This is a genomic window from Streptomyces sp. NPDC057253 (genome assembly GCF_042669125.1).
Lineage (GTDB): Bacteria > Actinomycetota > Actinomycetes > Streptomycetales > Streptomycetaceae > Streptomyces.
In genome coordinates this window covers 25,528-40,233 of sequence record NZ_JBHUXV010000040.1, presented here as the reverse complement: position 1 = coordinate 40,233, position 14,706 = coordinate 25,528, and the positions used below count along the sequence as shown (strand labels likewise).

Sequence of the window (14,706 nt, the reverse complement as noted above, 5' to 3'; positions counted from 1 at the left end):
CGGGACGCCGATCTCGGCCTTGCCCCGCGGCGAACCGGGAACCTCATGGCTCGCGGGAGGAACGCAAGGGGTCAATCCCGGCACGTGGCCCTATTCTGAGGAGGCATGAAGGGGGCTCGGGGCGGGAGTGCGTTCGGTGAAGTTCCGGAATCCGAGGGGTCGTTCGGTCCGCTGGTCGTCGCCGGGCAGCCGATGTACCTGAGGGCCGCGCAGGTCGAACTGCCCCCGGAGAACCCCGACCCCACCGTGCTGCCCTCGATCGCCCTGCTGGGCCGCGGCTGGGCCCCGGTCGGCGACCCCGGGGAACTGCCCCTGCCCCCGGGGCGGCTGCTCGCCGGTCAGTACCGGCTGATCCGGCCCCTCGGCTACGGCGGCATGGGCGAGGTCTACCTCGCGCTCGACACCAAGGTCGACGACCGCGAGGTCGCCATCAAGATGCTGCGCCCCGAGCAGGCGGGCGCGGCGGCGGGCGCACTGGCCCGGGAGCGGCGGGCCCTGGTGGATCTCGGCCACGACGACATCATCCGAGTCTTCAACTACGGCCACCATCCCGAACTCGGCGACTTCCTCGTCCTGCAGTACGTGGACGGGCTCACGCTGGAGGAGGTCCGGGCGCGGGCCCGGCTCAACCCGGGGGAGTTCGGCGACCGTCGCTTCCACGAGTTCGTGCTCGCCTACGGGGTGCGGATCCTCTCCGCCCTCGCGTATCTGCACGCCGACCGGCCGGGCAAGGTCTACGGCGACCTGAAGCCGGACAACGTCATGCACGACGGCACCACCACGAAGATCATCGATGTGGGAAGCGTGCGTCCGGTCGGGGCGCCGGGGATCACGACGGACGGCTTCCGGGCTCCGACGGTCGGCCCGAACGGCGAATCCCGGGGGCAGGACGACCTGTTCAGCCTGGGGGAGACACTGCGCCGACTGTGCGGGCTGGGGCGGTCGGCGGAGGATCTGGCACGGCTGGGGGATCTTCGGACGTTGGGGGGACTTCGGGGGGCGGGGGAGCGGGGCGGTGAGGCGGAGCCGGGGTCCGGGCCCGGGCCGGAGCCGGAGCCGGGGTCAAAGCCGCGGCCGGAGCCCGGGGTTGGGGAGGTGCCGGCTGCCGAGGTGGCGCCGGGTGTCGGGGAGGTGCCCGACGTCGGGGTGGCGCCGGGTGTCAAGCAGGCGCCAAGTGCCGGAGAGGCGCCGGGTGTCGGGCCGGCGCCAGGTGTCGAGCAGGCTCCAGGCGCCGAGGTGGCGCCCGGTATCGGGGAGGCACCCCGTGTCGAAGGGGAGCCCGCTTCCCCCGGGCCGACCGGCGCCAAGGACACCTGGACCGTCGTCGACGCCACCGCGCCCGTCCCCCGCGGACTCGGTCTCCTCTCCCTCGCCCGGGTCCTGCGGCGCGCGACCCTGCGCGTGCCTGCCGGGCGGTTCGCCGACGCGCGCGAGATGGACGAGCAATTACGGGGTGTGTTCCGGGAGTTGAGATCCCTGCGCACCGGCACCGAGACCTTCGAGCCCTCCCCGCTCTTCCTCCAGTCGCCCTACGCCCTCGACGGCGCCCTCGGCTCCGCCCCGCCGCTCGCCCACTGGGCCGCCCCCGACGCCCCGTCCCCGTTCGCCCCGCCGCCACCCGCCGAGGTCGCCCAGCGGTTGCCCGTCCCGCGCCCCGACCCGCACGACGAGCACCACGCCGAGCTCAGCCGGCTCGCCGACGCCGCCCCGGAGGCGCTGCTCCAGCACATAGGGGACTGGCCGGACTCCACGGAAGTCCATCTCCTGCGCTGCCGACTGCGGTTGCGGAACCCGGCGGACGGACCGGATGCCGCCGAAAGGGAGTTACGGGCGGCCGAGGCACGGATCGGTCCCCGGCGCGCCCCCTACGACTGGCGGCTGGACTGGCACCACGGCCTCCTCGCCCTCGCCCGGGGCCAAGTCACCGCGGCCTGGGGCCACTTCGACCGGGTGTACGCGGCGATCCCGGGCGAGTACGCCCCCAAGCTCGCCCTCGGCCACTGCGCGGAACGACTCGGCCACCGGCACGAGGCCCTGACCTTCTACGAGGCCGTACGGCTGCGCAACCCGTCCCTCGGCAGCGCCGCCTTCGGCGCCGCCCGCGCCCGCCTCGCCCGCGACGGCGAAAGGGCGCGGGAAGCGGCCGTACGCGAACTGGACGCCGTACCACAGCACTCGCGGCACCGGACCGCCGCGCGGACCGCGGCCGTGCGGATCGGCGTCGAGTACGTGCGCCGGGCCGAGCGCGACGACGACGTGCCGCGGCGGCTGCGGGAGGTGCTGGACCGTCTCGCCCTGCTCTTCCACGCGCACGGACTGACCGACGAGGCCGCCAGGGTCCGGATGACCGTCGAGGTCTGGGAGGCCGTACAGGGTGCCCTGGACCGCGGTGCCCTCGACGCGGCCGGCCTCGCGGCCCTGTCCGCCGGCACCGACCCCCGGCTCGGCCTCCCGGCCGACGAACACGGCCTGCGCGAGGACCTCTCCCGCCGTTACGTCACCCTCGCCCACCAGGCCGCCCGCTCCACCGCCGCCGAGGATGCGGCCGTGGCCGAGACCCTCCTGGACCGCGCCTACGAGATCCGCCCGCTCGCCTTCCGACACCACAGGGACAGCCCATGGCTCGGCAAGAGAATCGCCGACTGGCTCCGGACGGCCGCCCACGCGTCCTCGCGCAGGACACCCTCCGCCTCGCGCGGGCCGCAGCCGCCGTAACTACCGAACTCGCCCGCCGGGTCCGCCGCTACGCCTGGCCCTCGACCGCCGACCGGCGCAACCGCGGCTATCTGCGGGACCGGCTCGTCGCCCTGCCGCTGCTCACCGTGGTGGCCTTCGGGGCGCTCGGCTGGGCCTACGCGGGCGCGCGCGCCGACTCCGCGTACCTCCGCGATCGTGCCGCACCCGCCCTGGTCGACCTCGCGGACGCCCGGGCCTCGCTGCTCATCGCGCAGGGCGAGGCCGAGCGCAACCTCGACGAGGGGCGGGCGGCCGAGCTCAGCGGCCTCAGCGACCGGTACCGGACCCGGATCGCCCGTGCCACCCAGAGCCTGAACCAGGTCACCCGCAGCGGGGCCCTCACCGTCGCCGAGGAGCAGGAACTGCGGGTCGTGTCCGCGCTGGTCGTCGACTACACCAGCCGGATCGGCCGGGCCCAGGGACATGCCGGCGACTCGGTCCTGCGCGATGCCGAACTCTCCTACGCGCGCAGCATGCTCTGCTCCCAGCCCACCGACGCCACCGCCCGGAACCCCTACCCCGAGTGCCCGGCCGCGACCGGTTCCGCCGCGACCTCGATCGTGGACCGGGTGACGGGCCTGGAGGGGCGACTGCGCGAACGGCTCGCCGACCGGGCCGCCTGGGGTGCGGGCGGTATCGCCGCGGTGGTCGTGGCCACGCTCGCCCTCACCCTCCTCGCCGCCGGGCTGTGGCGCACGGTGGCCTTCCTGCGCAGCCGCTTCCGGATCCGGCTGAGCCTCCCGCTCGCGGCCGCCGCCCTGCCCCTGCTCACCGTTCCGTTCCTGACCGCCGACGCCCTGCTCGCGCTGCACGCCCAGCACGAGACCGTCCGCGTCGCTGACACCCTGGCCGAGCGGACCTCGCCGACGATCGAGATGGTCGCCGAGGAACGTCCCTTCGCAGGACCGGACCCACGGGCCATCGAGACGCTCCGGGCCCGGATCGACGAGGGCCTGGCGGACGGGCGGCTGGCCGCCCTCGACGGCACCGCCCCCTTTGTGTTCCCCACGGGCCTGCTCGCCGCGGCCGTCATCGCCGGCGCCCTGCACACCTACCGCCGTGAGTACCTCCTCGTCACCCGACCGGGAGCCGTCGCATGAGCCGCTTCCTGCGCGTCCTCGTCGCGGCCTGTCTGCTCACCCTCGTCCCCGGCTGCGGGGCGGACACCCGCGACCCGCTCGTCGTCCTCGGCCCCTGGACCGGCGAGGAGGGCAAGGCCTTCGAAGCCGCCCTGGACAAGCTGGACGACGGCACGGGACGGACGTACACCTATGAGGGCACCCGTTCGCTCCGCGAGACGCTCGTCTCACAGCTGGAGGCCGACGATCCGCCGGACGTGGCGGTCCTCAACAGCATCGGCGAACTCACCGAGTACGCCCGCCGCGACAAGCTCAGGCCGCTCGTCAACGAGAGCGCCGAGCGGGCGTTCGCTCCCTGGGCGCCGACCCTGATCGTGGACAACAAGCAGCGCACCTACTGGGTGCCGTTGAAGGTCGACCTCAAGAGCCTGGTGTGGAGCAAGCGGGGCGCGGCCGGTGACCGGCCCACCTGGTGCGTCGGCCTCGCCTCGCAGGCGACCTCCGGCTGGCCGGGCACCGACTGGATCGAGGACCTCGTGCTCCACCAGTCCGGCCCCACGCTCTACGTCCAGTGGGCCACGGGCCGCCTCGACTGGCGGGACCCGGCCGTCAAGAACGCCTGGACCACCTGGGCGCGCCTGCTCGGCAAACGCTCCCCGGAGGCGGTCGAAGGGTCCCTGACCACGTCGTTCGAGGGCACGTCCACGGCCGACGGCCAGCCGCGCGGACTGCTCGACTCGCCCGGCTTCGGCTGCACGCACGAGCATCAGAGCGCCTTCATCCGGTACGTCTACGCGGGCGACGACGTGACGGTGGAGCCGTCGGCCCGCTATCTGGGCGGGAAGTCCGCCTACCGGGACGCCTTCGAGGTCGCGGGTGACATGGCGGCCGTCTTCAGCGACGACCCGGACGCCCAGGAACTCGTGGCGCGGCTGTCGAGCAGGGCCGGGCGCGAGCTGTGGCGGGCCGAGGCGGATCCGGCCGTACGGCCCCTCTTCCCGGACACCGCCGGGCTGTCGCTGCCGGCCTCCGCGACCCCGGTCGAGCGCGAGATCGAGTCCCTGCTCACGTCCCGCGCCCGCACCCTCTGCTTCGACGCGTCCGACGTCATGGCTCCCGAACTCCGCGACGCCTTCCACCGAGCGGTCCTGGAGTTCTTCCGCGACCCGACGGAACGTCAACTCGACTCGTTGCTCGACCAGTTGGAGACGATCCGCGTCCAGACGAACACCGACTCGGGCACGGACCGCACCTTCCGCCCGCCCAAGGCGATCTGCGAGCAGCAGGGTTGAGCGACCTCACATGCGGGATCTCAGCACATCGACCTCACAGCCCGGCGCGAACGGGTCGAAGCCGTGCTCGCTCAGCCAGCGGACGATCAGCAGGCTTCGCAACGACCACCACGCGTGGATCACGTCGAGGTCGACGTCCCTGCCGTAGCCGGCGAGGACGTCGTCGAGGTGCTCCTCGTGGCCGAGCGTGAAGGTGGCGAGGTCGTACAGGGCGTCTCCCCGGCCCGCCTCGGACCAGTCGATGATGCCGGTGACCTCGTCGCCCTCGACGAAGACATGATCGATCTGAAGGTCGCCGTGGGTGAACGCCGGGGTCCACGGCCGCAGCGCGGCCTCGGCGACCTGACGGTTGCGGGTGACCAGGTCGGCGGGCAGGACGCCGTGCGACACGAGCGCCTCGCACTCGTCGTCGAGTTCCGCCGCCAGCGCGAGGACGTCCCGGCCCGCCTGGCCCGGCCGGGGCGGCGGCGGGGCGTCGTGCAGCTTCCGGATGGCGGCGCCCGCCGCGGCCCACGCGGCCGGCGACCCGGTCGACGGCCCGCCCAGGCGCCCGAGCGTCGTCCCCGGGAGCGCGGCGACCGCGAGCACGGGCGGCCTGCACCACAGGACCTCCGGGGTCGGGACCGGCGCCAGGGACATCGCCTCGACCTCGAGGTCCAGGCGCGCCCGATCGGCGTCCACCTTCAGGAACACGTCGCCGACGCGCAGAGTCGCCCGCTCGGAATGGGCGACGACGACCTGGACCTCATCCATGAGCGACCAGTATCCCGGTGACGTCGACCGACGTCGCTGGATTTGTCGCCTGCTGTGACGGCCTGGCTCGCCGTGCCGGACTGCACGGGCCCGGGCGGGGCTGACATGGTGGTGTCATGTGCTGGAGTGCGACAGCCGACCTCGTGGCGGGTACGGCCATCACCTGCGTCGGGGTGGCCTGTGTGGCCCGGACCCGGCGGGCCGCGGACCTTCCGCTGGCCGCGCTGCCCCTGCTGCTCGGCGCCCACCAACTGGTCGAGGCCCATGTCTGGCACACCGGGGGCGGAACCGGCGCGGCCACCCTCACCTGGGCCGTCATCGCCCTGCCCGTCCTCGCGCTGTGGGTGCCGCTGGGGGTGTGGTCCGCCTCCGCCCGCCGGGCGAGACGCCGGGTGACCGCGGTCGTGCCGGTGGGGCTGGTGACCGCCGGCTTCCTCGCGTACGGTCTCGCCACCCGCCCGGTCCGGGCCGAGATCCGCGGCCACACCATGGCCTATGTGATCGGACTGCCCGAGGCCCAACTCCTAGTCGCGGCATACCTGGTGGCCACGGTGGGCGCCCTGCTGCTCTCCGGCGACCGCCGGCTCACCCTGCTGGGCGTCCTGGCCGGAGCGGGTGCCGTGGTGTGCTGGCTGCTGTGGCGGCTGGAGTTCGTGTCGACCTGGTGCGCGCTCGCGGCGGTCTGCTCGGTGGTGCTGTACGGCTGGGTGGGCAGGCGCCCGGCGCCCAGGCCGTTGCCGGCATTGGACGTCCGGCACTGATCGGTCCGCGAAGACGCCCGACCAGCCCCGGTGCGCACACGGGGCACGGCACAGACAAGGGAGTCAGGCCGACGGCCGCCCCGAGCTCTCCCGGACCACCAACTCCGGTACGGACACGGGATGCGGCGCGATCGGCGCGGACTCCTCCAGGACTCCGTGCAGCAGGGCGAACGCGGCACGGCCCAGACCGGTGAAGTCCAGCCGTACGGTCGTCAGGGACGGCGTCAGATAGGCGGAGTGCGGGGCGTCGTCGAACCCGGCCACGCTGACCTCGCCCGGCACCGAACGGCCCGCCTCGTGCAGCGCGCGCAGCACACCGAGGGCCAGGTCGTCGTTGCCGCACAGGATCGCGGTGACCGCGGGGTCCTTGGCGAGCTTCCGGCCCGCCGCGTGGCCGCCCGCCGGGCCCCAACTGCCCTGCACCGGACGGGGTTGCGCGGCTCCGGCCTCCTTGAGGGCCTGGCGCCAGCCGCCGGTGCGGGCGCCGGTGCGGCGGGTGCTGGAGGGGATGGCGACGTAGTGCACGGTCTCGTGGCCCAGGGACAGCAGATGCCGGGTCACCTCGTACGCGGCCTGGCGGTCGTCGGTCCACACCCACGGCCGGTCGTCCGTGGGCGGGCTCGCCGGGGTCTCGACGACACCGACGACCGGAACGCCGGCCGGGACCGCCTCCAGGGCCCGGACACCTGCCGGATCATAGGCGATCACCACCAGCCCGCCGCCCGCGTCGGCGGCGCGCTGCACCTCGGCGGTGACGGCGGCCTGGTCGGCCGACTCCAGGACGCCCACGCCCACCGAGTACGCTGCCGCGCGGGCGGACTCCTCGACGCCCTGGAGGATCGAGGCGTAGCCGTAGTGCGTGGTGTTGGCGGTGAGCACGGTCACGGCCCTGCTGCGGCCCCTGGCCAGGGCGAGCGCGGTGGCGTTGCGCCGGAAGCCCAGCTCGTCGATGGCGGCGAGGACGCGTTCGCGCGTGGACTGCCTGACGCTCGGGTGACCGTTGATCACCCGGGAGACCGTCTGGTAGGAGACCCCGGCGGCCGCGGCGACATCACGGATGCTTGCCGGAGCGCGGGTGTGACCGGTCACATTCATTTCTGGAGTCTGGTCGGTCGCTCCGGTGGACGTCAAGCGGACAGGACGACGGATGCACGCGGCTGTTCGCGCCGGTACCGGTCCCCCTGTCAGCGGGGCTGGTACGGCCGGGGCAGGCGCATGCCGCGGTCGGCCATGATCTGCCGTACGCGGTTCGGGTAGTCGGTGATGACGCCGTCGACGCCCATGTCCATGAGCGCCTCCACCGTGGCCGGGTCGTCGCAGGTCCACGGGACGACCTTCAGGCCCCTGGCGTGGGCCTCCCGGACCATCGTGCGGTCGGCGTAGAAGCGGAAGCCGGGGTCGCCGACCTTGCCGCTCTGCGGGAAGCCGTAGTTGGGGGAGAGGGCCCTGACGCCGGGGACGGTCGCGGCGGCCCGCACGAAGTCGCCGCCGTAGTCGTCGGCGTCGATCCCGCCGAGCCACGGGGACGCGCCCGGTCGGCCGACCTGGAGGAAGTCGTAGTTGGTGAGCGCGACCAGGGGCCATGTCGGGGCGAGTTCGTGCATCGCCTTGAGCGCGCCCCAGTCGAAGGACTGGATGGTGACCTGGTTCTCGATGCCGGAGCGGTGGATCTCCTCGTACACGCGCCGCACGAACAGCCCACGCGGCGCGGTCTGTTCGGGAGCGCCCGCCTCGACCTTGGTCTCGACGTTCAGCTTGACCTGCCGGGCGCGGTAGGTCTTGACCAGGTTCAGGACGTCCTTGAGCTCGACCATCCGGAAGCCCTTGACGACCTCCTGCTCGGGGAACCCGGGCAGTTGCTGGTAACCGCAGTCCATGGTCTCGATCTGAGCGAGCGTCAGGTCCTTGATGTACTTGCCGACGTACGGGTACATCGGGTCGTCCGGCGTCACCGGCCCGGTGTCACGGCACTTGACCGCGCTGATCTGCCGGTCGTGGTTGACGACGACCTTGCGATCCTTGGTGACATGGGTGTCCAGCTCCAGCGTGGACACCCCGAGCCGCAGCGCCTTGCCGAAGCCCTCCAGGGACTCCTCGGTCGTCATGCCGAGGCCGCCGCGGTGGGCCTGGAGATCGAAGTGCCGCTGTTTCTTGGGCGGTTGGCGATCGTCGTACGCCGTCGCGGGCGCCGCCACCGAGAGCGCGAGCAGCGGCGCCAGCGCCAGGCCGGCCAGGACATGCCTTGCGGACATCGACACCTCACTCATGGGGGACGGGACGCCCACAGACGCTAGTGAGGACACGCACCGGTTCAACCCCTCGGACATGATCCCACCGTGAATGTCCGAGGAACGCCGCACGGACCGGCCGCGCGGTGCCCGACGTCGAGGGTGTTCACGGTGTCGGGATCCCCGCAGGGCGGGCCGGGCGGCCGAGGCGGACCGGGACACCGGGGGAGTAGAGGACGCTGGCCGGGGGGTCGGTGAGGGCGGGGAGGCCGGCCGTGGCGGTGAGGTTCTGCTCGCAGGTGAGGAGTTCGGCGCGGTACAGGGGCCAGCGCGGGTGGTGGTTCGGGAGGTAGGCCAGCGGCTCGGGCTCGCCGAAGAAGGCGTTGTGCATGCCCCAGCGCGCGGTCAGGAAGTGCTCCAGGGCCGTGGGCTCCTCGATGCGCTCGCCGGTGCGGACCGTGATGAGGCTGCGGGCGTCGCGCGGGCCGGGCCGGCGGCGTGAGCTGCGGTAGGTGACGGTGTCGCCGGCAGCGCGGACGCTCATCCGGGACCAGAGGTACGGCAGCCGGAACCCCACGCGTCCCATCACCACCGGGATCAGCCGGGAGGCGTCCATCGAGAGGAACACCACCCCCCCGCCGCCCGTGCGCGTCCACCGAGTACAGCCGCACGTTGGTCTCCGGGAACGTCCCGAGATACGGCACCCCCGGCAGCCCCAGCCAGCCGACCCGGTGCATTCGGAAGGCGACCAGCCCGACGTACGTCATCCCCTCGTACGTGTCCGGGACCGTGCCACGCGGCAACAGCCCGGCCACGACGGCCGGTTCGAGGGCCCAGTGGAGGAAGGCGAGGTCGAGCCACTGCTGGGTGAGGAGCGGGGCCCGTATGAGAGAAGGGGCGTCGGGGCTGACGGGAGCGGGGTTCGGCACGTGGTCCAGGGTGGCAGAAGCGGGCTGCGACATCGGGCCGTACGGCAGCCACACGTGCGGCGGCCATACGAACGAACGGCGGCCACACCTGCGGCGGCCATACGAACGAACGGCAGCCACACCTGCGGCGGCCATGCGAACGAACGGCGGCCACCGGACCGTATGGCCCGGCAGCCGCCGTCGGTCGGCCGGCGTCAGTTGCGGCGGCCCGCCGGATCGTGCGCGAACGTGTCCCGCTCGCCGCCCGAGACCGGTGCCGGGGCCGCCGCCGGCTCCTTCGCCCGGTCCGCGTGGCCCGGCCACCAGGCGGCATGGCCGATCAGGGCCGTGAGGCTCGGGGTGAAGAACATCGCCATGACGAACGCGGCGACGGCGATGCCGAAGGAGACCGCGAAGCCCATCTCGGTGAGCAGGGCGTTCCCGGCCAGCATCATCGTGGCGAAGGTCGCCGCCAGGATGAACCCGGCCGCGGCCACCGTGGGACCGGCGTGCCGCAGCGCCATGCCCGCCGCCTCGCGTGGCTCGCGGCCCTCGCGGGCCTCCTCCCTCAGCCGGGCGATCATCAGGATGTTGTAGTCGGTGCCGATGGCGACCACGAAGAGATACATGATCACCGGCAGCATGAACATCAGGCCCGAATGACCGACCGCGCCCTGGAAGATCCAGACCGTGGCACCGAGCGTGGCGCCGAAGCCCAGGCCGACCGACGCGATCAGGTACCAGGGGGCGACCACGCTGCGCAGCAGCAGCCCCAGGATGAGCATGATCAGCAGGGCGGCGACGGGGAAGACCGTCTTGTAGTCGTGGGTGACGGCGGTGTCGATGTCCTTGTAGATCGAGGACATGCCGCCCACCACGGCTTCGGTGCCGGGCGGGGCATCGGCGTGCGCGACCTCACGGACCCGGCCGACCGTCTCGATCGCCTTGTCCGTGGACGCCTCGTACTTGAGCGTCACGTTGAAGTCGATCGTGCTGCCGTCCTTGTTCAGCTGGGCCAGGCGGGCGTTCGCCACCCCGTCCACGGCCGCGAGCTTCTTCACGTACGCGTCGAAGACCGTGGTGTCGATCGCCTTGCCGTCGGTGCTGGAGAGATACACGTCGGTGGGTGCGGCGGCGCCCGCCGAATAGGCCTTCTGCATCTCGTCCTGGACCACCATCGACTCCTTGGTCTTGGGCATGGAGCCCGCCGCCAGGTCGAAGGTGGCGTTGAAGCCTAGGGTCCCAAGCGACAGCACGACCAGGACCAGGCCGGAGAGCGCGGTGGTGAGCGCCGGACGCTTCTGCACGCCCCGGCCGAGGGCGGCGAACCGGGCGTTCTCCGGTTCGCGCTGCCAGGACTTGGACGGCCAGAAGACCTTCGGGCCGATCAGTGAGACGACGGCCGGGATCAGCGTCAGCCCCGCGATCAGGGTGACGGTGACCGCGATCGCCAGCGCCGGGCCCATCTGCTTGAGGAAGCCCAGCGTGGACAGGACCAGCGCGAGGAAGGCGATGATGACCGCCCCGGCGGCGGAGGCGATGGCCTCACCGACCCGGTCGACCGCGTTGACCATGGCCTGCTTCGGTTCGTCGCCGAGGCGCAGGCGTTCGCGGTAGCGGAACATCAGGAACAGGAAGTAGTCGGTGCCCACGCCGAACAGCACGACGATCAGGATCGAGGAGATCGAGCTGTTGGCCTGGAGGTCGAACAGCTTGGTGGCGTACGCGATCAGCCCGTTGGCGATGGCGGACACCAACCCGATGGTGATCAGGGGCAGGAAGGCCAGGATCGGCGCCCGGAAGATGATCAGCAGGGTCACCAGGATGATGACGAAGGTGCCGATGCCGATCAGCGCCTCGCCGCGCTTGGACGAGTCCTGCTGGTCGAGCGCCTGCGCGGCGGAACCGCCGAGCTTGACCTCCAGGTTCGTGCCCTTGGCGAGCTGCTTGACGTCGTCGCGCAGCACCTTGGCCGCGTCGGCCTGTACGGGCTGGCCGGCGTTCTTGCTGTCCATCTGGACCAGGGTCATGGCGTACCTGCCGTCCGAGGACGGCTGGCCGGGGACGACCTTCTGCACCTGGTCGATCTTCTTCTTGCCGAGCTCGGAGGTGATCCGCTCGACGTCCTTGGTGTCGGCGGCGGTCAGTTTGCCGCCGTCGGTGCGCTGGTACAGCGCGATCGCGGACGGGGTGAAGGCGGCGGGGAACGCCCTCTCCTGGATGTCCGCGGCCTTGATGGACTCGTAGCTCTTGGGGAGAAAGCTGCTCTCGTCACTGTTCGAGGGCAGGCTGGGGGCGGTGGCCACGATCGCCACGGCGGCGAACAGCCAGGCCACGATCGTCCAGACGGGATGTCGGACGACTACGTTGCCAATACGTCGGAACATGCGGGGGCGTCCTCCTGGACAGGAAGATCACCGCAGCCCGGGGAGCGGTCCCTGGCATCGGCGACCCCGGCCGTCCCTCAGGGTCCCCCCGTCGGACGGCCGGATGGTTGTCTTGGGCTCATTTCTTCGGCCTCTCATCGTAGGGATCACGAACGAGGATTGCTCGCGAGTTCTTGGCCGTCGTGGCCGGCATGGCCGCTGCTACCAGGCCGGCATCATGCTCTGCGGGTAGCGGGATCCTGCCGAGCCGTGCGGGAGCAACTCCTGGACACGGGCGAGGTCCTCGGGCGTGAGGTCGACGGACGCGGAGGCGACGTTCTCCTCCAGGCGGCGCACGCTGCGGGTGCCGGGGATCGGGACGATGTCGTCGCCCTGGGCCAGCAGCCAGGCCAGGGCCAGCTGGGTGACCGCGATGCCCTTGGACTCCGCCAGGGCGGTCAGCTCACGGACGGCGGCGAGGTTCTTCTCGTAGTTGCCGGGCTGCCAGCGTTCGTCCCAGCTGCGCATGTCGTCCGAGGGGTACTCGGCGGCCGGCTTCACCGCCCCCGTGAGGAAGCCGCGGCCCAGCGGCGAGTACGGCACGAAGCCGATGCCCAGCTCGCGCACGACGGGCAGCACCTCCGCCTCCACGGCCCGCTCGAACACCGAGTACTCGGTCTGGAGCACCGAGACCGGGTGCACGGCGTGGGCGCGCCGGAGGATGTCGGGGCCGGCCTCGCTCAGTCCGAAGTAGCGGACCTTGCCTTCCGCGATCAGTTCGCCGACGGTGCCGGCCACGTCCTCGATGGGCACGGCCGGATCGACCCGGTGCTGGTAGAGCACGTCGATGTGGTCGGTGCCGAGGTGGCGCAGGCTGTTCTCGGTGACCTCGCGGATGTGCCCGGGACGGCTGTCGAGGGCGCCGAGCCTGGTCGGGTCGCTCAGGTCGAAGCCGAACTTGGTGGCCAGGACGACGTCGTCGCGGACGTCCTTGAGGGCCCGCCCGAGGAGCTGCTCGTTGCTGCCGGTGCCCAGGCCGTACAGCTCGGCGGTGTCGAAGAGGGTGACGCCGAGTTCGTGGGCGCGGCGGAGGGTGGCGATGCTGCCCTGCTCGTCCGAGGTGCCGTAGGCCATGGTCATGCCCATGGTGCCGAGGCCGATGGCGCCGACCTCCAGACCCTGGGTGCCGAGCCTGCGGTGCGGGAGGTTCCTCTGGTGCTGTGTCATGCCTCCACGCTAGGAACGCGGTGCCCGGACGTCATGGGGCACTGATCGCATAGGATTGCCTGATCCTCTCAGGGGAAGGGTGCTCCCATGCTGGACCGACTGGCGCGGGCCGTCGAGCGGCACTGCGTGGGGCGGTGGTCGGAAACCGCTGTGCCCCGACTGTCGCTGGTCGCGCTCGACGAGCTCATCGAGCCGATCGAGGTGACGTACGAGCCGATGGTCTGCTTCATCGCCGACGGCGCCAAGCGCACCGCGGCGGGCGAGCGCAGCTGGATCACGCCGCCCGGCTCGATGGCGCTGTTCACCGTCGACCTGCCGGTCACCCTCGCCTTCGAGAAGGTGCCCTACCGCGCCGCCGTCATGCAGCTCGACCACCAGGCCCTCTCCGCCCTTCAGCTGGAGCTGGCGGCCGTCCCGCCGTCGCCGCAGGCCGCCGCCGGGGCGTTCACCGCGCCGATGGCGCCGGAGCTGGTGGACGCGGTCACCCGCTGGATCGGTCTCCTCGACGCCCCGGAGGACATCGGCGCCCTGGCGCCCCGTGTCGAGACCGAGATCCTCTACCGCCTGCTGCGCAGCCCGCTCGGACCCGTACTGCACCACTGGTCGCTGGCCGACTCCGCCGCCGCCCGGATCCGTACGGTGGCCCGCTGGATCCGCGACCACTACACCGAGCCGCTCGGCATCGACGAGATCGCCGAGGTGGCCCGGATGAGCCCGGCCACCCTGCACCGGCACTTCAAGGCGGCCACCGGCATGAGCCCCCTGCGCTTCCAGAAGCACCTGCGGCTCCAGGAGGCGCGACGGCGGCTGTTCGCCGGGGATGTCACGGCGGCCCAGGTCGCCCAGGACGTCGGATACGTCAGTGCGACCCAGTTCAACCGCGAGTACCGACGCGCCTACGGCCTGCCCCCCGGCCAGGACGCGACCCAGCTGCGCACCCGGCTCGCCGAGGCCGGAGAGGTGCCACTCCTGAGCGACACGTCGGGCGCGAAGCCCTGACGCCTCGGGTCGCCGCGGGCTCTGAGCGGCGGTCACGTGAGCCTTTGGGCAGGCGACCGATGTTCCATCCGCGAACCGGTGCCGGGACGCGGCCGCACCCCAGCAGGACGGCGCGGGAGTTCGCCGCGGAGAAGCGTCGCGGGGACGGGCGTGGAGAGGCGGCGGCGGCCTGGGGGCGAGGCGAGGCTGCGCGGCGTGGGGGCATGGCTGGGCTGCGTGGCGTCGAGCGGTGTGGGGCCACGTTCCGGCGCGGCCTTCCCCGCCGCGACGCGCTCGACCGTCGTCGGCGTCCAGGTGTCCCCGGCTCCCGCGCTCCGACGATCCTCGGTCGCACACTTATCCCGGTCCCACGGCGAG

10 protein-coding genes and 1 pseudogene are annotated in these 14,706 nt (G+C 72.4%); 5 read left to right on the top strand and 6 right to left on the bottom strand.

Features of this window, described 5'->3' with window-relative positions; all coding sequences use genetic code 11:
* The first annotated feature begins 105 nt into the window (after positions 1-105).
* The 3 genes from ACFULQ_RS22450 to ACFULQ_RS22440 are packed head-to-tail and all read left to right on the top strand — an operon-like array spanning position 106 to position 5,107.
* Complete coding sequence (locus ACFULQ_RS22450; RefSeq protein ID WP_383546557.1) at positions 106-2,715, top strand: tetratricopeptide repeat protein; 2,610 nt, start codon at positions 106-108, stop codon at positions 2,713-2,715.
* Entirely contained in the window at positions 2,619-3,836 is a 1,218-nt protein-coding gene (locus ACFULQ_RS22445; protein WP_383546556.1) for a hypothetical protein, read from the top strand. Before ACFULQ_RS22450 ends, ACFULQ_RS22445 begins: the two co-directional genes overlap by 97 nt.
* Positions 3,833-5,107, top strand: a complete 1,275-nt coding sequence (locus tag ACFULQ_RS22440) for an alpha-glucoside ABC transporter substrate-binding protein (protein ID WP_383546554.1) — start codon at positions 3,833-3,835, stop codon at positions 5,105-5,107. The genes ACFULQ_RS22445 and ACFULQ_RS22440 overlap by 4 nt, the downstream gene beginning before the upstream one ends.
* 6 nt (positions 5,108-5,113) lie before the next feature.
* Here the strand turns inward: ACFULQ_RS22440 and ACFULQ_RS22435 are convergent, their stop codons facing one another.
* On the bottom strand, positions 5,114-5,860 hold the full coding sequence (locus ACFULQ_RS22435; protein WP_383546553.1) for a phosphotransferase family protein: 747 nt from the start codon (positions 5,858-5,860) through the stop codon (positions 5,114-5,116).
* Between the two features lie 116 nt (positions 5,861-5,976).
* On the opposite strand from ACFULQ_RS22435, the gene ACFULQ_RS22430 reads away from it, so the two are divergent.
* Positions 5,977-6,621, top strand: a complete 645-nt coding sequence (locus ACFULQ_RS22430; RefSeq protein WP_383546552.1) for a DUF6629 family protein — start codon at positions 5,977-5,979, stop codon at positions 6,619-6,621.
* 63 nt (positions 6,622-6,684) lie between these two features.
* Here ACFULQ_RS22430 and ACFULQ_RS22425 read toward each other — a convergent pair whose 3' ends face one another.
* The 5 genes and pseudogenes from ACFULQ_RS22425 to ACFULQ_RS22405 form a co-directional block, all read right to left on the bottom strand.
* On the bottom strand, positions 6,685-7,716 hold the full coding sequence (locus ACFULQ_RS22425) for a LacI family DNA-binding transcriptional regulator (RefSeq protein ID WP_383546551.1): 1,032 nt from the start codon (positions 7,714-7,716) through the stop codon (positions 6,685-6,687).
* 89 nt (positions 7,717-7,805) lie between these two features.
* Positions 7,806-8,873, bottom strand: a complete 1,068-nt coding sequence (locus ACFULQ_RS22420) for a glycerophosphodiester phosphodiesterase family protein (protein ID WP_383546549.1) — start codon at positions 8,871-8,873, stop codon at positions 7,806-7,808.
* Between the two features lie 142 nt (positions 8,874-9,015).
* Positions 9,016-9,811: pseudogene (locus ACFULQ_RS22415) on the bottom strand (YqjF family protein).
* 161 nt (positions 9,812-9,972) lie between these two features.
* Complete coding sequence (locus ACFULQ_RS22410; protein ID WP_383546548.1) at positions 9,973-12,144, bottom strand: MMPL family transporter; 2,172 nt, start codon at positions 12,142-12,144, stop codon at positions 9,973-9,975.
* Between the two features lie 201 nt (positions 12,145-12,345).
* Positions 12,346-13,350, bottom strand: a complete 1,005-nt coding sequence (locus tag ACFULQ_RS22405) for an aldo/keto reductase (protein WP_383546546.1) — start codon at positions 13,348-13,350, stop codon at positions 12,346-12,348.
* Between the two features lie 87 nt (positions 13,351-13,437).
* Here ACFULQ_RS22405 and ACFULQ_RS22400 point away from each other — a divergent pair, with 87 nt between their 5' ends.
* On the top strand, positions 13,438-14,349 hold the full coding sequence (locus ACFULQ_RS22400) for an AraC family transcriptional regulator N-terminal domain-containing protein (protein WP_383546545.1): 912 nt from the start codon (positions 13,438-13,440) through the stop codon (positions 14,347-14,349).
* Positions 14,350-14,706 lie beyond the last annotated feature (357 nt).